At 67.9% G+C, this 20071-nt stretch carries 13 protein-coding genes; 4 read left to right on the top strand and 9 right to left on the bottom strand.

Annotation, left to right across the window (positions count from 1 at the left end; all coding sequences use genetic code 11):
• Positions 1-2: 2 nt before the first annotated feature.
• From LZC95_25020 to LZC95_24990, 7 genes are read right to left on the bottom strand one after another with little or no spacing between them, the layout of a single operon-like run.
• A complete protein-coding gene (locus LZC95_25020) occupies positions 3-4841 on the bottom strand; it encodes a VWA domain-containing protein (protein WXB00066.1) in 4839 nt (1612 codons plus the stop codon).
• A complete protein-coding gene (locus LZC95_25015; GenBank protein WXB00065.1) occupies positions 4841-5710 on the bottom strand; it encodes a DUF58 domain-containing protein in 870 nt (289 codons plus the stop codon). The genes LZC95_25020 and LZC95_25015 overlap by 1 nt, the downstream gene beginning before the upstream one ends.
• Positions 5707-7329, bottom strand: a complete 1623-nt coding sequence (locus LZC95_25010) for an ABC transporter permease (protein WXB00064.1) — start codon at positions 7327-7329, stop codon at positions 5707-5709. The genes LZC95_25015 and LZC95_25010 overlap by 4 nt, the downstream gene beginning before the upstream one ends.
• The gene (locus LZC95_25005) at positions 7326-8333 is read right to left on the bottom strand and encodes an ABC transporter ATP-binding protein (protein ID WXB00063.1); all 1008 of its coding nucleotides are present in this window, start codon (positions 8331-8333) and stop codon (positions 7326-7328) included. The genes LZC95_25010 and LZC95_25005 overlap by 4 nt, the downstream gene beginning before the upstream one ends.
• Positions 8330-10486 carry a hypothetical protein gene (locus tag LZC95_25000; GenBank protein WXB00062.1) on the bottom strand — a complete coding sequence of 719 codons (2157 nt, stop codon included), beginning with the start codon at positions 10484-10486 and terminating at the stop codon, positions 8330-8332. Before LZC95_25000 ends, LZC95_25005 begins: the two co-directional genes overlap by 4 nt.
• Positions 10483-11517 (bottom strand): AAA family ATPase, encoded by a 1035-nt coding sequence (locus LZC95_24995; protein WXB00061.1) that lies wholly within the window; start codon positions 11515-11517, stop codon positions 10483-10485. The genes LZC95_25000 and LZC95_24995 overlap by 4 nt, the downstream gene beginning before the upstream one ends.
• Before the next feature lie 23 nt (positions 11518-11540).
• Entirely contained in the window at positions 11541-13391 is a 1851-nt protein-coding gene (locus LZC95_24990; protein ID WXB00060.1) for a hypothetical protein, read from the bottom strand.
• A 249-nt stretch (positions 13392-13640) separates the two neighbouring features.
• On the opposite strand from LZC95_24990, the gene LZC95_24985 reads away from it, so the two are divergent.
• Complete coding sequence (locus tag LZC95_24985; protein WXB00059.1) at positions 13641-15275, top strand: hypothetical protein; 1635 nt, start codon at positions 13641-13643, stop codon at positions 15273-15275.
• A gap of 219 nt (positions 15276-15494) precedes the next feature.
• On the top strand, positions 15495-16418 hold the full coding sequence (locus LZC95_24980; protein WXB00058.1) for a hypothetical protein: 924 nt from the start codon (positions 15495-15497) through the stop codon (positions 16416-16418).
• A 3-nt stretch (positions 16419-16421) separates the two neighbouring features.
• Here the strand turns inward: LZC95_24980 and LZC95_24975 are convergent, their stop codons facing one another.
• Positions 16422-17045 (bottom strand): DUF4347 domain-containing protein, encoded by a 624-nt coding sequence (locus LZC95_24975; protein ID WXB00057.1) that lies wholly within the window; start codon positions 17043-17045, stop codon positions 16422-16424.
• 184 nt (positions 17046-17229) lie between these two features.
• Here LZC95_24975 and LZC95_24970 point away from each other — a divergent pair, with 184 nt between their 5' ends.
• Positions 17230-18210, top strand: a complete 981-nt coding sequence (locus tag LZC95_24970) for a hypothetical protein (GenBank protein WXB00056.1) — start codon at positions 17230-17232, stop codon at positions 18208-18210.
• Complete coding sequence (locus LZC95_24965; GenBank protein WXB00055.1) at positions 18207-19310, top strand: M15 family metallopeptidase; 1104 nt, start codon at positions 18207-18209, stop codon at positions 19308-19310. The genes LZC95_24970 and LZC95_24965 overlap by 4 nt, the downstream gene beginning before the upstream one ends.
• Here the strand turns inward: LZC95_24965 and LZC95_24960 are convergent, their stop codons facing one another.
• Entirely contained in the window at positions 19311-19838 is a 528-nt protein-coding gene (locus LZC95_24960; protein ID WXB00054.1) for a hypothetical protein, read from the bottom strand. It lies immediately after the preceding gene.
• Between the last annotated feature and the right edge of the window lie 233 nt (positions 19839-20071).

Genomic DNA, 20071 nt, shown 5'->3' with positions numbered 1-20071 from the left:
ATCTAGCGCCGTTCGCGGCGACGGAGGGCGAGTTTCTCGGCCGCGGTGAGCTCACGTTCTGCAGGACTCGCGGGCGGCGGAGGATTGGGGTTGGACGCCGAGGCTCGGGGTGGGGGAGCCGCGAGGGGAGCGCTCTCCTTGCGCGGAGCGGCCTTTTTCTTCGTCGCGAGAAGCGCGGCATTGAGCTGCTCCAGCTCGCGTGCGCGTTGTGCGGCTTCGGCGCGGCGCTCGCGCCGGTGCTCCTTGGCACTTCGCGCGCGCGCCAGCACCTTCGTGACGAAATCGGGCATCCCAAGCCGGCGCGCCCCCACGCCGAGCACCATCGCCACCGCCGCGAGAAACGCCAGCGGGGCCACGAGCGGTGAATACGCAAAACGACGCGGCCCGCGCTCGTCGTAGATACCCGCCAGGGTATCGCGCACCTTGCCGCCGCTCATCATCGCAATCCGCGCGAGCAGCGCGCGATCCGTCCCCGTGGGGCGCAGCTCCTCACCGGCCATCAGCGCGGCGCCCGTCGTTCCCACGGCCTCGCCGCTCAACTCGTCCTTGGCCGTGGCCACGTACGTCCCCGGGCGCGAGAGCGGCACCGACGCCGCATAGCGCCCGGCCCCCACCGCCTCCAACGCCACGTCGCGGGCAAAGCCGTCCGGCCCCGCCACGTGCACCGTCAAGCGACGGAACGTTTGCGCGCGCCCGTCGTCGCCCACCACGTCGGCGCGCACGTGAAGCTCACCCCCGGAGGTATCGCTCTCGAGCCGCACCCGCGGATCGTCCGCCTTGCGCGCCGTATCGCGGGCCAGCTGCCCGAACATCTTCACCGCGCCCGGAAAGCGCAACCATTCGCGGCCCCATCGGTCCTTGAAGTCGCTCGTGAACGCCGACGCGCGGCCGATGCCCACGGACCAGGTGGCCAGAAGCGGATCGCCCTCATCCGCCACCAGCCCCACCGTCGCCCGAGGCTTCTTCACCGTGATGACGTACCCACCGAGCGCCGGTGCGCCGTTGAAATCGATCCCGCGCGTCGCCGGCATGGGCGAGCCCGCGCCGGCGTGGAACGGCGTCTCCTTGATGGCGCCCTTGCTCGCCAGAATCGTCTCCTGCGAAAACACCGCCGGCAGCTTGCTCGCGTCGTCAATCAAGTAGAAGCGCCCGCCGCCAATCTTCGACAGCACCTCCAGCTCGGCGGTGTCGTTGCCCCGCCCCAGGGAAATCACACTGGTCGTGATGCCCCGATCCATCGCGGACTTGACCATCACGCGGCACCCGCCGAGCCGTTCGGCGTCGTCGCCGTCGGCAAAGAGGAGCAGGTGCTTCAAGTTCACCGACTCCTTCATCAGCGCGTCGTACCCTTCGCGCAGCGCAATGTCCGTGTAGATGCCGCCACCGCCCACGTCCACGGACTGAATCTTCTTCGCAATGGTGTCGACATCGCTGACCGGGCCCACGGGGATGGTCCACGCCACGCGATCATCCACATGCTCCACGCCCAGTCGGTCCCCGGGCCCGAGGAGCGACGCCGAGCGCGCGGCGGCCTCGTTGGCGAGGGCCAGCTTCGTCTTGCCGCCCACCGTCATGCCCATCGAGCCGGAGTAATCGATGACGATGACCTCTGCGAGGGAGGCCCGGCGCTTCTCCTCCTTCAAATCGAACGACACCGGCGACACGTCCTCGATGGGCGTGCGCGCATAGCCGCCCGGTCCCATCGACCGATCGCCGCCCATCAGCAAAAGGCCGCCGCCCAGGTCCTTGGTGTAGCTGGCCAGCGCATCGATCTGCGACGGTGCGAGATCGCTCGCGCGCACGTCGCTCAGAACCACCAGATCGAACCCGGCGAGCTCGCCCACGTCGGCCGGCACACCGCTGGTCGTGCGTTGCGCCACGCGGAAGCCCGTTGCCTCCAGCGCCTGCGCCAAGGGCTCGCCCTTGCCACGGTCGCCTTCGAGCAGCAGGGCCAGCGACGGACCGCGCACCCGCACGAAGGCGCTTCCCGCATTGTCCTCCGGTGCGCCGTCGGCATTCGGATCGAGCGCGGAGACCTCCACGTCGTAGCGATGCAGACCCGGCGCCGCGGCCGTTTCGCGCAAACGGAGCACGTCTTCTCCCGCACCGATGCGCGCGCGCCCCGTGTGCAGAAGCTCGCCATCGCGCTTGATGCGCACCTCCACCTCGGCCGGCGCCGCACTGGAGGTCACCACCCGCAGATCGAGCGGCTCGCCTTCATCGGCGCGCACGGGTGCCCGCACGCTGACCACGCGCACGTCGGGAATGACGCGCTGATCCAGTGGCACCACGTCGATGGGTACATTCGCCGCCACCGCGAGCGCCGAGGCCGCGAGGGCATCGCCCCGCGTCTGCACGCCGTCGGTCATCAGCACGATGCGTCCTGCCGTGTCGGCCGGCAACTCGGCCAGCGAGCGCCGGATGGCCCCTGCCAGATCCGTCCCGTCACGGCCCACGTTGGCGCGCTGGGGCGGTGGGGCATCGCTCTTCGGGCGCGGCGGATCCTCGGTTTGCGCATCTGCGGCGAAGGCGACCACCCCGATGCGATCGTCGTCGTGCATCCCGCGCTCGGCGAGCTCGAGTTCGCTCGTCATGCGCTTTTCGGCTGCGGAAACCAGGTCGATCGAGCGCGAGCGATCGAGTGCCACGATCAAGGTCGTTCGATCGAGCGGCCGGCCAAGCTCGGGCTCGGCCACCGCGACGAGCGCGCCGAGGATGGATGCCGCCACTAGCCATGTGACGAGCTGGCGCCGTCCTCCGCCCATGCGCGCGGGCAGCTTCGCGAGCCGCCAGGCCACGAAGGCGCCACCGGCCAGCACGAACCACAGCGCAAACGGCACGCCGAAGCGCACGTACGTCTCGCGGATGACGCCCGCGTGCGCGAGCCACACGTAAGGCAGCGGCAGCGCCGCCAGAACCGCGATGGCGATGGCGCTCTTGCCGACCTTTGCGGCCGCCGTCCGCGCGCGTGTGAGCCACCATAGGTCGAAGGCCAAAATGGCGGCGGCCAGCGCCAGAAGCCACGTATTCCACTCGCGGTGGGCCGGCGCGGTTTGCACGGCCGCGGCCGCACCGCCGCCGGTCTCGATGGTCACGGGACGCGGGGTGATGTTGCTCTCCGCTTCGCTCGTCAGGTTGGCGGCAATCGCCGTCGCCCCCACGCGCGGCGTGCTCCATCGCACGTGGTAGATGCCCGCCCGGTCCACCGCGGGAACCACCACGAACCCGCCGCTGACCGCGACCTCGTGATCGGCCATTCCCGGGCCTTCCACCCGCACCGTCGTGACCCCGTTCGGCACCGCCACGCGCAACGGATCGCCCGTGCGCAAGGGACCGGCGGCGCCTTGCGTGCGGTGCAGGCGCGCTTGCTCGACGAGATTGCGCACGAAGAGAACGAACGATGCTTGAAGCGGCCAATCGCTGTCGCCCACGTCGAAGCCGACGATGGTCACCGCCTTGCCAGGGACGGACGCATCCGCGATCAAGGTCGTCGTGCCCGCGCGCACGAGTGAAGCCTCCGATCCGATGGCGCGCAGCGGCGTGGCACGCGCCACGTGCACGCCGTCCAAGGTGAGAAAGCGGAAGCGCGCATCGCCCGATTCCCACGACGTGAGCTGCGGCTGCGTGACGGGGGCGAGGACATCCGTCTCGCGGCATCGTCCCTCCGGCGGCGCGACGACGACGAGATCGCGGCCCGGCGGGTTCTCCGGGCACGCGCCCTCGACGATGACGAGCGCCTCCGGGTCGACGTTGACCGTCGCCAGCTGGTCCACCGTGATGCGCTGCAGATCGATGCTCGGATCGGCGTCGAGGGCACGCGCCACCCACGAATAGGGCGCACGGGATGCCAGGGTGACCGGCATCTTGTACCCCGAGGGCACGCGCCCATAGGCCGTGTCGTCGATGGCCAGCGCATCGCCCTCGGACGCGAGCTGCACGACGAGGCCCTTGCCGCGATCGGCCACGTTGGGCTCGAAGGTCAGCACCACCGGCGTTTTGTCCTTCGCCGGCAAGAGAACGCGGCGCGAGGCGATGGGCTCTGCGCGGTCCTCGATGCGCAAGGTCACGAAGGCGTCGCGCGCGCGATCCGCGTCATTGCGCACCATCACGAAGACCTGCGCTTGCTCGGCGCGGCGTGCACCGTCGGTTGCGGTGTCGACGCCGGCGCGCACGTCCACGCGCACGATGGCTGCGTTGGGCGCGGGCTCGCCCACGGTGATGACTTGGACCGGAACGTCCGCCGCGGCAAGCGGCGCATCGTGCGCGAGGGCACCATCGGTCACCAACACGATGCGCCGGCGCCCGCCCATGCTCCGCAGCCGATCGGCGGCCAAGGCCACCGCCGGCGCGAGATCGCCTTCGACTTCGCGCACGGGAAGGGTATCCACGGCGGCATCGAGTCGCCGCCGATCGCGTTCGGGAGGCGAGACGAGCTTCGCCTCGCGGGCGGCCTCGATCACGATGGCATCGGCCCCTGGCTCGAGCGCCGCCACCACGCCGTGCGCGGCCTTTCGCGCGAGGTCCATGCGCGAGCCCGCCCCCATCGAGGCGCTGGTGTCGATGACGATGGCCACGTGGTCGCCCGCAATGTTTCCGCCGCGGGCTGCGGGTCGCGCCAGCGCGATGGCCAGGGCCACCAGCGCGAGGATCTGCAGGATGAGCGGCAGCTCCGCCACGAGCTTGCGAAATGGCTGCTTGGCCATCAAATCGCGCTGCGCCGCCGCCCAGAGCCAGGTCGAGCCGACGCGCATGCGCTGACGGCGCACCTTCAAGATGTAAAGGACGATGAGCGGCACCAAGGCCGTGAGCAGCCACAATCCCTTGGGGTTGAGGAGCTCCATCAATCGACCCCGCGCGCGACGAAGCGACGCACCGCCGAGATGGCCGGTTCCACGTTGCTCGTGCGCACATAGATGCCGCGGCAACGCTTGGCCAGGGCACGCACCGTGGCGAGCAACCCGTTCAGGCGCGCGAGGTACGCCTCCACGGCGCGCGCATCGACGGTGACCTCCACCAGCTCCGCGGTTTCGGCGTCTTCGAAGGCGAGATCGCCCTCGAAGTTGGGCTCGAGTTCGTCTTGGGCCAGCACCTGCACCAACGCCACATCGTGCCCGGCGGATGCCGCGCGCGAGATGGCCAGATCGAACGGGCCTGGATCCAGGAAATCGCTGAGCACGACCAGCAAGCCCGGTCGAGCCGAACGCTGCACCACCGTGTCGATGGTGTGCGCCAGATCGGTCCCACCGCGGGCGTCGACCCCGTCGAGCGCGCGGAGAAGGGCAGGGAGGCTCGCCCGGCCGCGTGTGGGCTCGGTCATGCGAAAATCACCGGCGTTCGCCGCCACGACCTGCGTGCGCTCCGATTGGGCGAGCGCCATGTAGCCGATGCTCGCGGCCAGGCGCTTCGCCGTGAGGAGTTTCGTCGGTGTGCCGTAGTCGAGTGAGGCGCTCGCATCGAGGACGAGCCGCACGACGATGTCCTCCTCCGCACGAAACAACTTGAACACGGGCTCGCCCGTGCGCGCGAAGGCCAGCCAGTCGATGCGCCGCAGATCGTCGCCCGGCGCATAGGGCCGGTGCTCGAGGAACTCCGCGCTGCCACCCCGGCGCCGTCCCAGGTGATCGCCGCCCGCGCCCGAGCGCGCGCGGACGCGCAATTTTCGGCGGAGCGCCTCCAGTTCGCGCGCGAACGCCGGATCGAGCAAGCTCACGAGGGCTCCGCCGCTGCCACGTCTTCTGCCGCAAGCGCTGCATCCGCTTGGGCCAGGGCCGCATCGTGGGTGGCCACCGTGCGGCGGCACCGTCGCGAGGCCAGCACGAGCAAAACTAGGCCCAATACGCCCCAAATCGCAGCGCAGGAAAGACCGGCGATGGCCGAGGGAATGCCCTCGGTCGTCGGATGATGAACGTCGCGAAGCATGACGATGACGTAGAACGGACTCGGCGCGCCCGCGATCAGCCAATCGTGCCCGCGCGAGTCGGCCACGCCGCCGATGAGCGCAGCCACCCAGGGCCCCACGGCGATGAGAAAGAGGATGCTGCAGGCCACGAGGCGCGCGGTCCACGGGCTCGGGTTGCGCGCGCGCAGCCAGGAGATGAGCCCGACGACGAAGACGTAGAAGAACATCTCGTAGGCGGTGAAGAGAAGAACCTGCTCGATGGCCTCGCGCGCGGCCATGCCCGAACTGTGACGGGCGATGAACGCGATGTCCACGCCCGCGATGAGCGCCATCCCCAAGAGCCCGAGCAAGGTGGCCAGCACCTGCGTCTTCACCAGCCCCGGGCCGAGAAAGCGCCGAACGATGCCCGCGTCGCTGCGCTCCCAATGGATGCGCACGCGTCGCGAGGGGCCGGGCGGCTCGGCGCCGAAGCGCAAAACGCAGAAGCCCGCATGCAGCGAAAACAGTGCGAGCCCCCAAATGGCCCACATGGCGGCCCGGTCCACGCTGGTGGCCGCCGCGCTGGGAATGGCCGCCGCGATGGCCAGGAGCGGCGTGCACACGAGAAACCAACGCTTTACGCCGCTCGAGCGATCCTCGGCCTCGCCGGTCAGGTTGGCGATGGTCGTCTCGTACAGGAACCACGCGGGCACGAGCACCAACAGGAGCGGCACCCCGAGAAGCAGCGCGATGTAGTTCAGCCCGAACGGCGCACGCGAATAGGCGAGGGGGAGCCAAATGGGGTGGGCCTCGGGCACGTCGTTCCAGATTTGATGCACGGCGAAGGAGCTCCCGAAGCCGAACATCGAATAGGCGAGGGGACCGATGCAAATGGCCAGGATCAAGGTGACGACGATGGCGCCGCGCAGGCTCGACATGAGCGAGCTGATGGCCAGCCCGAACGCGACGCCCAGCGCCGCGAGCAAGAAGAGGAAGAAGAAGGCAATGATGACCTCCGTGGCGGTGACGCCGCCAAAGAGGAACGAGAGCGCCCCCACCGGCGCGAGCACCACGATGTAGAGCGCAATGGTGGTGTACGCCGCGAGGAATTTTCCGCGCGCGATGTCGGCGGGCGTGAGGCCCGTGAGCAGGACGGCCTCCCACGTGCGCCCTTCGCGCTCGGAGGCGATGCTGTTGGCCGCGACAGCCGGCCCCACGACGACCACGACGAGGTACGCGAGCGAGAAGAAGACCTGAAAGAGCCAGCTCCCCAGGTTGGCGGGGCTCGTGTTGCGCGCGGCGGCGATGCCACCGATGGAGCACATGAGCAGCGAGATGCTCAAGGTGAGCGCGAACAGGATCCACGGCGTGCGCCCGAGACGCGCCGATTGGCGCATCTCCCGCATCCAGATGGCATTGGGCTCGGCGAGCCAGCGCTCGAGGAGCTTCATTGGACTTCACCTTTGGTGACTTCGAGGAAGATGCGTTCGAGCTCGTTTCTCTCCGGCTCGACGCCGCTGACGCCGATGTTGGCCATGACCAAGGCGCGGACGATGTACGCGACCATGGTTTCGTCCCCGGCATAGGTCACCAGCACGGTATGCGCTGGACCGGGGGCCACGCGGTGGATGCCGGGCATGCCCGTGAGGGCCGCGGCGACGGCCTCACCGGGCGCCAGAACGCGAAGTTTCACGGTGCGGGTCAAGACGGGAGGCGGCGGTGCTGGCGCCTCGGGCTGTGCAGGGGCATGCTGCGGCGCCTGCGGTTCGAGGCGGCGCGCGATTTCGGAGATGGGGCCCGAGACGACGAGGCGGCCCCGTTCCAAAATGGCCACCGAGGTGCACACGTCGGCGAGCTCCGTCAAAATGTGACTCGACAGGAAAATCGTCTTCCCGAGGTTGCGCAGCTCCACGAGCAGGTCGCGAATCTCGATGCGCGCACGCGGATCGAGATCGCTCGCCGGCTCGTCCAAAATGAGCACCTTGGGATCGTGGAGCAGCGTCCGCGCCAGCTGCAGGCGCTGCTTCATGCCCTTCGACATGGTCGCGACCAGCTTGTCGCGCAGCTTCGTCAAATCGGTCAGCTCCATCACGGCATCGACCACGGCGTAGCTCGTCCCCGCCGTCGGCACGCGGTACGCATCGGCGAAGAACTCCAGGTATTCGCGCACCGTCACGCGCTCGTACACCCCCGCGTGGTCCGGCATGTAGCCGATGATCTTCCGCACCGCGTCCGGATCGATGGTCACATCGTACCCGTCGATCTCCACACGCCCTGCGAGCGGCTCGAGCAACGTCGACATCACGCGGATCGTGGTGGTCTTGCCCGCACCGTTCGGCCCGATGAAGCCGAAAATCTCGCCATGCGCCACGTCGAAGCTCACATCGCGCAGCACGTCGAACCGCCCGAACCGATGCCACAGATGCCGCACCCGGATCGCCGGAGCTGCCGTCACGGCGCACCTCCCTTGCCGATCACCCGGAGCAGCAGCCGATCGCTCTCCACTGGAAGATTTGCATCGCGCGCGGTGCCACCCTCGCCGCCGTCCACCTCGGCGAGCACCACCGGCACCTGGTCCGGCCACCAATCGACGAACCCGCCGAGCGCCGTCTCCATCACGCCCCACGCGCTCCGGAGCGCCTCGCCGTGTTTATCATTCTTGCCGGGAAATCCCGTTAAAATGTGCTCCAGCGACAGTGTATGCGTCGCGCTCTTGGTGGCGCTTCCCGTCGTCAGCACCCCGCTCAACTTCTGCGTATCGGCCGCGTGCACGCTGGCACCATCGGCGATTCGATCGACGAAGTGGATCCCATCGCCGGGGACCGACACGAGCACGTTCTTCAAGATCCGCCCCGTGTGGTTGCTCACGTCCAGGCTTCCATCCTTCGCCGCGATGATGCTCACGCCGCCTTTGAAATCGTGAAAGCCGTCTTCCTGCACCACGATGGTTTGCCAAGGCAGCGCGTTGATGTCTTCCAAGGTCACGCCGTTGCGGTCCACCGAAAGCGCGCTTCGTTCCTGCGACGAGGACGAATCGGCGCTGGCCACGGAGAGAACGGAGGCGGCATCGCTCGAGCCGACGCTCAGGGCGCGGCTTTCGCTGGTGAAGAATCCACGGAAGCGCCGGATGGCCCCGCGGCTCACGCCGGCGCCCGTCTCGACGATGGCCAAATGGCGTGCCCGCCCGTGCCACCCTTTGACGAGAAAGCCCACCGCCACGATGGTGAAGAACGTCACCAAGCTGAAAATCGGGGCCCAGACGAGCGGCGCGAGCGGCTTGCCCTTGCGGGCCGCGCGCAAAAAGACCAACGGCCCGCACACGATGGAGTAGAGCACGAGCAAAATCGCCGCGACGCCCAGCGCGAGGCGGAAGTTCTCGTTCGGGTCGAGCGCGCGCCGCACGCCGTCGAAGTTCATGCTGTCGTACTCGCCGCCGCCGTGCGCCACGACGTTGATCGCGCGCCGGTCCCACGCGTGCTCGAGCAAATCGATCAGCCGCCCTTGCGCCCATGCATCGTCCAGCATGGGGGCCTCCGTCGGGTCGAAGGCCAAGAGGTGCACTTCGCCGGTTCCGTAGGCCGCGCTCGCGCCGTAGACGCTGGGGGCGAGGTTTCCTCCCGCGTACCCCTGCAGCCGGCTGCGGATGGCCGGGCTCGGACCCGGTGCCGCGCGCCCCGAAGGCTCCGTGGTCCGAATGGGAACGAAGTGCAGCGGCGCCGGCGGATCGTCGTCCGGCTCCACGGGATTCGTCGGAAAGAGCCCCGGATCGGTGGGCCGCGTTCGCGTGGGAAGGCTGAGCAGCACCGGTGGCGGCGGCGCCGGCGCCGCGGTGCCGCCAACGAGGGCGGTCACCCGTGGCCCGCGCAGATCGTCCGCGCGCGCAGGAACGAGCGCGAGGGTGCCCCCGGAGATGACCCAGTTCATGAGGGCTTCGGCCGCGGAATCCTCCATGCGTGCGAGCACGTCGGTGTGAATCAACACCGCGGTCGCGGCCGCATAGCCGGCAGCGCGATCCGGCAGAATGGGATCACCCGTCGCGCGATCGAACGTGGGCACACCGACGGTAAGCCCCACACCGGGCCCCATGGAGCTCGCATAGGGCACGCGGCTTGGCGACCACGTGGTGGAAATGGGCCAGTTGCGCAGGGAGGGGGCGAGGCGCGATGGCTGGTGCACGTCGACCAAGAGCGGTGCGCCGAAGGCAATGCTGCCGAGGCTTGCCTTTCCTACTTGCTTTCCCGAAGGATCGAGCACGCGCACCGAAAGGTTCGGCGCCGAGAGGCGGGTGCCGTGGGTCGGCAGCTTCACCACCACGCTGCGCCCGCCGGTGACGTTGAACGGTGCGCGCGCAACGAATTCCTCGTCGCGAGCCCACGAAGCCTCGCCCAAGAGCTCCACCGTCCCTTTGCGTGCGGCGGTGCCGGTGTTCTCGAGGCTGACGGCCACCTCGGTCCACCCCGTCGACATCGAGGCTTCGTTGCCGAAGACGGGCGTCGCCCGCACGGCGAGCTCTTTTTCACCCTGATCGGTGGGACTCTGGGCATTTGTGGGCAGCGCGATGAGGCCCATGGTGGCCACCACCGCGGCTGCCGCCAGGCCTCGCTTCATGCCTGCCTCGTGCGCTCGGCATCGACGCTCGCGGGGCGTGCCTCCACCGACGCGAGCAGCGCGTCGATCACGGTGTCCGTCGACACGCCGTCGGCCTCGCCCTCGAAGGAGCGGATGATGCGGTGGCGCAGGGCAGGCTTGGCTACGCCTGCGACGTCGGCGAACGAGACGTTCGCGCGCCCTTCGCAAAGCGCCACCGCCTTGGCCGCGAGCACCAAGGATTGCGCACCCCGCACGCCGGCGCCATAGCGGAGGCTTCGCTTCACCAAATCGGGTGCGTCGGGCGATGTGGGATCGCTCGCCCGCACGAGGCGTGCCGCGTAGCGAGCCACCGGCTCGGCGACCACCACGTCGCGGCACATCGACCGGAGCCGCAACACACCGTCGCGTCCAAGCACGCGCGGCGGTGCACCTTGCTCGTGGCCGGTGGTGCGGGCCAGCACCTCGACCAATTCGTTCTCGCTCGGGTTGGGCACGATGACTTTCAACAAGAAGCGATCGAGCTGCGCCTCGGGCAGCGGGTAGGTGCCCTCCATCTCGATGGGGTTCTCCGTGGCCAGCACGAAGAACGGCTCCTCGAGCGCATGGCGCGTTCCCGCGATGGTGACCGCATGCTCCGCCATGGCCTCGAGCAAGGCCGATTGCGTCTTGGGCGTGGCCCGGTTGATCTCGTCGGCGAGCACGATCTGGCCGAAAATCGGGCCTTTTTGCACGGAGAACATCGCACCCGTCGCGCGCTGGGAGGGATCCATGACGAGCACGTTGGTGCCGATGACGTCGCTCGGCATCAGGTCGGGGGTGAACTGAATGCGCGAGAAGCGGAGATCCAGGCACTGCGACAGGGTTCGCACGAGCAGCGTTTTGCCGAGTCCCGGCGCGCCCTCGAGCAGCACGTGGCCGCCGGCGGCCAGGCCCCACATGACCTGGTTCACCACGTCGCTTTGACCGACGACGACGCGTCCGATCGCGTCTTTGAGCATGTTGACCGCAGCCGCTGCCTGCTTGAGTCCCGCCTCGAACTGTTCCGACATCGATTCCTCGCGCCGCCACGCGGCTATGGCTGAAAGTACTGCCGAACGTGCTCCCGGTATTCCTCGGGCACGTCACTTCGTTCGACTCCGTCCACTTCGCTGGGGCCGACGATGCGCAAGTCGCCCGTGCCGCGCGTGTTGGCGGTGCCGCCGGCCTTTCCCGGGACGAATGTATTCACCGTGCCCGGCATCGCTTGCCCCTTGGAAATCGTGCCCCGCGCCCGCGACTTCATCGTCTGCGCATCCCCCGCGCCGCCACTGTTTCCCTTTTTCGGTCCGCCGCCGCCACCAGTTCCACTTCCACTTCCCGCCGTCTGCCCATCCCCAGGAATGGGAACCGCTCCCGCCTGCTGCCCTTGGCCTTGCCCTTGCTGCCCTTGCTGCCCCTGACCCTGCTGCCCTTGCCCCTGCTGCTGCTGCCCCTGGCCCTGTTGCCCTTGCCCCTGCTGGCCCTGGCCCTGCTGCCCTTGGCCCTGCTCCCCGAGCCCGCGCTCCGTTCCTTGCGCACCCCGCTCCGCGTCGTCGAGCGCCTGCTGCCGCTTCGACTCGCTCGATTCGGTGTTCTCTTTGGCGAGCTCCTTGAGCTTCTCCTCCAGCTCTTTCTGCCCTTCGGGCGTCCCCAGATCCTTGGCCATGTCTTTCATGCGATCCGCGTCCGCCTGCGGCACCCCCGACTGCTTCGCCATCTCGCGCAGCTTCTCCGCGAGCCGCTTGCGCTCCTCGGGGGTCATCTTTTCCAATGCCTTGCCCAGCGACTCGGCCAACTGCTTCGCTGCTTTGTCGCTCCCTTGGCGATCCAGCGCCTCGCTCTGCGTCTTTAGCTCGTCGCTCGCTTCGCCGGCGCCCTTCATCGCGTCCGCGAGCTCGCGCAGCGTATCCGCTCGCTCGCCCCGCCGGTCCATGAGCTTTTTCTCCTCCTCGAGAGCCTTGCCCACGTCGCCTGCGCCATTCTTCTTCGCGGCATCCGCCGCCTCTTCCAGCTTCTTCTTCGCCAGCTCCCGATCCTGTTTCTCCCGCTCGTTGGCCAGCTTCTCCATCTCGCGGTCGACCGTCAGCAAATCATGGTCGCCCAGCGCCTTTGCGGCCTTCTTCGTCGCCTCGCTCTCTTGAAGCTTGGACACCGCGCTCTCGAGCCCTGCGCGCTGCTCGCCCTCGCCGAGTGACAATCGCTCTTGGGAAAGCTGCTCGCGCAGCCGCGCAATCTTGTCCTGCGCCTCGCGCTTTTCCATTCCTTTGCGGAGCTCCTCCTTGAGCGCCTCCGCATCCTTCGCGATCTTCTCCAGCCGCTCGCGTTGCGCCTCATCCCGAGGCGACAGCTGACCGAGCTTCGCCGCCTTCTCCAGCCCCTCGACCTCCGTGGTCTGCACCTTCGTCGTCCCCGGTGCCGCCACCGCCGCGGGAGCCGCAGGCAGCGGTTGGCGCGCGATCACCGCCAGCCCGATCGCGCCGACGGCACCCAGCGCATGCACGGGCTTCCACAGCCTCGGGTTTGCCCGCTGTCCCGTTTCCTTGGCCAGCGCCGTTGTCGCGGTCGTGATGACCACCGCCCAAGCCCCCGGGTGATCCGCTTCACCCGCCACCGCGGTGGCAATCGCCTCTTCCGTTTCAAGGCGCGCATCGAGAAAGAGCGCCACGTCCGTGTCCGTCCATCGACGACGCCGCGCCATCAGCCATCCCAGCCCGAGCCCCGCCAATCCGAGTACGGGTGCCCAGAGCCGCAGGTCGGCCCAGCGCATTTTCCAGCCGATGGCCGCAGGAATGAGCGCGACCGCCAGCCCGATGGCCGCTCCCGCCAGCATGCGACGAAGCGCGAGCCTCGTGCGTACGCGACGCGCCCAGCGTTCGAATAGCGCGTGAAATGCAGGATCAGTCATCGTGCGTATCTTCGTCCGACTCGGAGCAAACGGTAAGCCCGTCGATTGTAGTCCCAGCGGGATCGTACGATCGAAGGCTCGGCTAGATCCTTCATTCTGGATCTTCGGACCCCCAGATCCGTGGCCGGACGCGGAGAAGGCCTGGGTGGACTCGTGCGCGCACGCGACCGAGTGTCGAGAAAACACCTTGAAAATTGCGGCTTGCGCCGTCGTGTACGGTTTGGCTCGGGGGCTGCAAGAAGACATTCCGTGCTCCCGTTACCCAAGCGCAGCGCTCGCATCGAACAGTTCGACGTCGATGCTTCCGAGGCCCACGAGAGAAATGGACGGAAGCTGCCGCCCACGCGGCCGCCGCCCAGGTCACGGCTCGATTCGTTGCAAGAGTCGGCGCGTCCGCCCAAGCGGGCGCCCGTTGCAACGCCGCGCGAGCCTTCGCGCACCTCCGAAGCGTCGGAACGCTCGGCCGCGATGTTCTTCTCGAACCCGCGCGCCAGCCAGGACTCCCACGTGGAGGGCAGCGAGGATGTGACCACCTTGATGCCGCAACGCTCGAAGCAGACGACCCCGCCGCCGCGCGAGCCGTCGGAGCGCCCGCCGGCGGTGTCGTTCCCCAAGTCGAAGCGCACCCCGCGCGTGCCGGACGAAGAGCAGACGCAGGTGCGTCCGGATCTCGCCGCCGCCGTGCTGTCAGGTGCGATGGGCGCAACGGGCTCGGTGCCGGCGGCACGGCGTTCGGCTCCGCCGCCTGCGCGTTCCTCCGCGCCCGCGCCGCGCAATTCTGCGCCGGTCCCGCGCTCGGCCCCGCCGGCGCCGCGTTCGCAGCCGGCGCCCGTCTACGTTCCCCCGGCGCCGCCGGTGTACGTGCCCGCGCCCGCCGAGGTCTACGAGCCCGAGCCGGCGACCACCGCCTTCATGAACCCGGCGCCCTCGGCGTACCTGGCGCCGCCGCCGGCCGCCTATGTCACGCAGGCGCCGCCGCCCCCCGAGCCCATGCCGCCCTCGGTTGCCGTGCAGCCGTCGTACGAGGCGCCCACGCGTCTCGGACCTCCGCGCATGATGGCAAACGACGCGGCCGCGCCGTTTTACCGTTCTTCGCCGCCGCCGCCGCCCAACTCGGGCCCGATGGGCATGTCGACGGGCCGCCAGGATCCGACGGAGCAGCGCGCCGCGGTTCGCATGGACAAGCCGGCGACGGTGTTCTTCTCGCGCGACAAGGACGGCCGGCCGACGATCTCGTGGGTCGCGGTGTTCGTGGCGCTCGGCGTGCTCGGTGGCTTGATCATCGCGCTGGTCGTTCGCGGAGACAGCGACGTGGCGCTCGACGAGATGGCCAAGTTCATCGACACGCCGAATGCGCAAGCCGCGCAGTCCGCACCGAACGCGATGCCCTCGACCAATGGCATGCAGCAAGCGGCCGCACAGCCGTCGGCCCCGCAAGGAGCGCTCACCAGCGCACAATCCCCGCGTGGCTCGACACCGCCGGCAAGCTATCCCGGCGCGTCGGGAACGACGGGTGCAATGTACCCGCAATCGGGCTATCCCGCCGCCGCGTATCCGGCCGGGCCTCAAGGTGTCATGGTGGCGCAGGGCCCCGCCGCGACCGGTGTGGTCAAGCCGGCCGCGCCCCCGCCGCCGCGCGCAACACCGCGTCCCCGCCCCGCGCGCTCGCCGGAAAAATCCGCGAAGGCCGATACCGAGGCGAAGGCCGATACCGAGGCCAAAGAGAAAGAGCCGACGAAGACCGAAGCAAAGGCGGAGAAGCCCGAGAAGGACGGCAAAGGCAAGAAGAAGGACGAGAAGAGCTCGGGCGACAAAGAGAAGGAGAAGAGCCTGGCCGAGGAGGCGAAAAAGCTCGCCGAGCAGCAGCTGGAGCAGTCGCTCTGATTCACGCGTCGTCCAGTGGCCCCGGCGGGGGCCATTGGATCGACGGACCTCCGTTGGAACGCACGAAGTGCTCGCACGTCAGGAAATGGGAGGCGACGCGAGCGTAGGAAGCCCACCTACAAGCGTGTTTTTACGCTGCCGTCTGCGTGAACGCAGGACATAGGGACACCCTTTGTGGTTGGATCGCCCTCTGCAACGATGCTTGCGAGGGCCTGCTGAATGTTGCCACCTAAAACGCCCCCGCCGCGGCCGACTGCCGCGGTCGAGGAGGATGAGAACGAAACCATCGTCCTGAATCGCCGCTCGTTGCCCGACCCGTCCGAGGATGACACCCGCAAGCTGATCGCCGACGATTCGATGAGCGGTGACGAGTTCACCCGCCTGCATCCGAAGAACCTGGGACGCGGTCCGGTGGACGAGGAGCGCACGAACTTTCGCCCCTTTCAAAATGCCGGTGCGCGAGGGGAGCCCGAACCCGACGAGGCCGAGACGCGCATTCCGCTGCATGCGCCGGCCGCGGGCGCGCCCGCGCACATGGCGCAAACGCGGAGAGCGAGCCTCACCGCCTTTGCCCCGCTCACGCCCGAGCGCATCCAGGCGCAGCTCGACGCGGCCCGCGAGGCGCGGCGAATGAATCGCGTGCACGAGCCGGAGGGCGTCTTTGCGGCGCCGCCGGTGGCGCGCAGCATGCACGCGGCGCCGCAACCGACGGTGTCGTGGGCATTCGCCCTGGCCGCCATGGCCATCATTGGATCCGTCGCCACGGTGGCCATCGTCGAGGGCAGCGGGGACGAGCTCCTTCGCACCGGCGCCGCATTCGTCGATCCATCGATGGCCCGCACCGAGGAGCCTCAACCGAGGCCCGCGACCCCTTCGACGCAGCCCATCTCCGTGATGGATCTACCGCCGGCGCCTCCGCCCCCTGTCGCCGCGTCCGCGCCGCCGGCAGAAACGGCCCCACGCGCAGCGCCCGCGCCCGAGCCACGGCATTCCGCTGCGCCCAAGCCGGTGGTCAAGCCTCCCCGCGCGCCGGCTACCTCGAAGCAGCCCGCGAAAGGTCGGGGTGGCGCGAGCGACGAAGACGTTGCCAACGCCGCCGCGGCCGACGCACTCGCCCGTGCGCAGCTTCAGCAATCGTTGTAATCGCTAGCTCGAGAACCACGCCTCGGGCACGACGTTGTTCATGAAGTGAATCGTGTGCGGCGCGTCGGGTGACGAGCCCTTGGCCGACACCGGTGCATCGGGGCTGCCGGCCGCGAGCCCTTCGGCATCGGACCATCGTGGAGTCTCGCCCGGGTGCAGCCCGTGAAGTCCGCTCTGCAGCGCGCCGATGACGTGCGTGTGCCCGGCCACGCGGGCGCCGAGAAAATTCGCCAGCCGCGATGCGAACGCATGCCCCGCACGCGCCCCGAACGTCTCGCACGTGCGAAACCACATCAGCGATTGCCCGCCTGGCAGCATGCGCGCGCGCAGCGCGGCGAGGGCCTCGAAGTGCGTGTGCCCCGCCTCGAGGGCCCGTGCCGTGAAGACATCGTTGGCGATGAACACGGTGCCCCACTTCCCATGTCCCCAATATTGAATCTCGGAAATGGGCTCACCTCGCCGGAACTGCGTGAGCCACGCAAGCGCATCGGCCCAACTCGTCGCCCCGTGATGCGCATCGACGCGCCCCAGCGCGCGGTACAAAGGCGCACCGGTGGACCATGCCGCACGCAGAAGGCGTTCACCCTTCTTGGGTGTTCCATCGAAGACGAGGAGCCGAAGACCCATGACTCCAGTCTAGAGGAACAAAAGAAGACAAAAGAAGAACAGAGGAAGGAGGAGATCCGCCGATGGAACGGATCGTTCCGGCGCAGATGCGGAAATAGCGACAAATTACGGCAATTTTGCGTGGTTCGTACGTTGCAATCTTTTGCGGCCACCTATCCGAACAGGTCTAAGCAGGGGAGCTCGTATGAAAACTTGGAATGCAGTCTTCGTCGGGTGCGCGGTCGTTGGATCGTTGATGGTGGGATGCTCGTCGACGTCGGACGAACCTCCCGCCGCTCCGAAGCTCAGTGGCACGTACCAAGCGACGAGCGCCGGAGCCATCACGGAGATCACGTTTTACGATTCGGCGCACTACTTCTTGTGGCGCAGTCCCTGCGAACAGCAGGAAAAATGCCTGGAGAGCGGCTCGTATGCGATCAACGACGCGCAAACCGAGCTCGCGTTGACCAACGTCGACACCGGCGAGACGAAGCGCATGCCGTTCCATGCGATGAACGTGAACCGCGACGCGAACCTCACCGGCCTGCGCGCGGAAAGCGTCAACACGTTGGGCGGGCCGCTCGTGGGCGACGACGCCGGGCCGCTCGTCCCGAACGACGGCGGATCCCTCGTCGGGGATGGCGGGAGCCTCATCGAATTGATCAAAGCGCTCATCGAAGCCTTCACCGCAGGCGATCAATCCTTCTCGAACGGCGACAACGGCGACGGTGGGTCGGGAAATAGCAACGGCGGCGGAAACAACGGCGGCGGAAACAACGGAGGCGGCAACAACGGAGGCGGAGACGACAACGGCGGCAAAAAGACGAGCCAGCGCGTGAGCCTGAAATACGAAGGAGACTGCGACTTCCTCCGATCGTGCTCCACGTTCTCGCAGAACATGCCCGAAGGCCAGGTGTCTTGGGGTTGCACGGGGCAGGGGGCCTGCTCCGACAGCGATCCCTGGGTCGCCGCGCCCACCAAGTCGTACTGCTCGAAGAAGACCGCGACGCTCTGCAATGGAAGCGGCAAGTGCGTCGTGGCGAACATCCGCGACACCTCCGTCAGCCGCGATTGGGAAGGTGGCAACGCGGTCATGTCCGCGCTCGGATTGAGCCACGGCGTCACCAATCGCACCGCGGGTAGCTGCTCGGGCTACGGCGGCGGCAACGTCACGGTGACGTATTGAGAACGCTTCTTTGCCTCGGATTCGCCGTGGGCTGCGCCATCGCGGGGGGCTGCTCCTCGTCGTCCTCGCCGCCGCCGCCGCCCGCGGACGAGTCCAAGGCCCCGGTGCTTCGTGGCTCCTACAAGGCCACGAGCGCGGGGCCCATCTCCGAGATCGCCTTCGTCGATGCGACGCACTACCTGTCCTGGAAGAGCCAGTGCGAGCTCGCCGAAGAAGTCGCGCAGATTGGACCCGACGCCTGCCTCGAGAGCGGCACATTCACCATCAATGCCGCGCGCGACGTGCTCACCCTCACCAGCGCATCGGGCAAGACCACGCAGCTTCCCTTCCAATCGCGCGACGGCGTCCTCCAGACGAAGGGCGGCCTTTTCGACCCCGACGGGGGCGGCCTCGTTCAGGCCAAGGGTCCGGTGCTCGGTGGCTTCGCCTTGGACGGCCAGACCTTCCTCAACAGCAGCACCGAAAGCTTGCTCGCGCCGGCCCTCACCGTCGAGCAAGCCGTCGACCAGGGCTGTTCCACCGTCACCGTGCTCGGATTGAGCCGCCAAATCGTCAACGAGGTGAATTGCCTCGTGCCCAACGCCCTGACCCCCGTCGATTCGACCTCGAACCAGACGCGCGGCGAGGCCGTCTTCGCCTACCTGCAGCCGCCCGCCGCCAAGGCCCTGGGCGATGCCCTCGCGGCCAATCCGACGATGACGATGCGCATCAATTCGATGCTTCGCGGCCTTCCGCAGCAGTACCTCCTTCGCCAGTGGCATTTGGCGGGGCGTTGCAGCATCACCGCCGCGGCCACACCCGGAGCCTCGAACCACGAGCAGGGCCTGGCCATCGACATTGGCGACAACACCGCGTGGAAGGACGCCCTGGAGGGGGTGAACTTCCAATGGTTCGGTCCCGGCGACCGCATGCACTTTACATACATCGGGGCCGACGCCGTCGAACTGCGCGGCAAGGACGTTCTTGCCTTCCAGAGGCTCTGGAACCGCAATCACCCGGACGATCCGACCGGGGAAGATGGCGATTACGGTCCCGATACGGAGAAGAAACTCAAGGCATCGCCCGCGAACGGCTTCGAGAAGGGATCGTCCTGCAACTGATCACGGATCCTTGTCGGCGCATTCCGAATCCGAGGAGCAGGTGATGTACGCGACGCATTTGGCATCATTGGCGCAGGCTTGGGCGGCCGTGTTCTCGCAATCGTCGGCCGATTTCAGGCATTGTGCGCAATCTTCGGATTCGGCTTTGCCCGAGCAGTAATTGTCACCGCATTCGGCTTTGCAGTCTGCACCGTCTTTGCAGTTGCAATCCAGAAACGCTTTGTTGAGCAGCGCGCGGCCACCGCCCGCTTGTTTATCGCAACAGGATAGGCAGGCCTCCTGCTTCGCCTCACCGCTGCACGCGGCGCCGGGATTGCCGTTTGCGTCATTTCCCGCGTCTTCTTCGTCGTCCCCGGCATCGGTCTTGGTGCCGCTGTCGTCGTCGTCGTTTCCGCTGTCCGTCTTCTTGTCGTCCGGGTTCTCCCCCGAATTGCTCGAACCACTGCAGGCGACCATGACCACCATGAGACTTGTCGCCGTAAGTGCGAGAACGGGAATCGAAAAGAGGGATTTCAAAACGGTTTTCATGTGAATCGTCAAACTTTGCACGTGTCAGGCCAGTTCGACCTCCCGCGATCCCGTCCTACGCCTTGGATCACCGTGAGCAGGGCGTCGTAGTATCTCCACGTGGACACGTGAACAAAATCGACGGTCCACTGGATCTTGGGATCCACAGTTTCCCTTTTCCGCCTTTCTCGTCTTTCCCGTAAGCACGCATTCGCGGATCGGCCCTGAAAGGGGCATTGCCCAGCGGGCGCCGG

It is taken from the genome of Sorangiineae bacterium MSr12523 (genome assembly GCA_037157775.1).
Taxonomy (GTDB): domain Bacteria; phylum Myxococcota_A; class Polyangia; order Polyangiales; family Polyangiaceae; genus Pendulispora; species Pendulispora brunnea.
This window is presented reverse-complemented; position numbering and strand designations above follow the sequence as displayed.

Excerpts from the sequence above, each read along its gene's own strand:
- LZC95_25020 (WXB00066.1), bottom strand. The coding sequence starts at position 4,841 with ATGGAGCTCCTCAACCCCAAGGGATTGTGGCTGCTCACGGCCTTGGTG.
- LZC95_25010 (WXB00064.1), bottom strand. The coding sequence starts at position 7,329 with ATGAAGCTCCTCGAGCGCTGGCTCGCCGAGCCCAATGCCATCTGGATG.
- LZC95_25000 (WXB00062.1), bottom strand. The coding sequence starts at position 10,486 with ATGAAGCGAGGCCTGGCGGCAGCCGCGGTGGTGGCCACCATGGGCCTC.
- LZC95_24995 (WXB00061.1), bottom strand. The coding sequence starts at position 11,517 with ATGTCGGAACAGTTCGAGGCGGGACTCAAGCAGGCAGCGGCTGCGGTC.
- LZC95_24990 (WXB00060.1), bottom strand. The coding sequence starts at position 13,391 with ATGACTGATCCTGCATTTCACGCGCTATTCGAACGCTGGGCGCGTCGC.
- LZC95_24980 (WXB00058.1), top strand. The coding sequence starts at position 15,495 with ATGTTGCCACCTAAAACGCCCCCGCCGCGGCCGACTGCCGCGGTCGAG.
- LZC95_24975 (WXB00057.1), bottom strand. The coding sequence starts at position 17,045 with ATGGGTCTTCGGCTCCTCGTCTTCGATGGAACACCCAAGAAGGGTGAA.
- LZC95_24970 (WXB00056.1), top strand. The coding sequence starts at position 17,230 with ATGAAAACTTGGAATGCAGTCTTCGTCGGGTGCGCGGTCGTTGGATCG.
- LZC95_24960 (WXB00054.1), bottom strand. The coding sequence starts at position 19,838 with ATGAAAACCGTTTTGAAATCCCTCTTTTCGATTCCCGTTCTCGCACTT.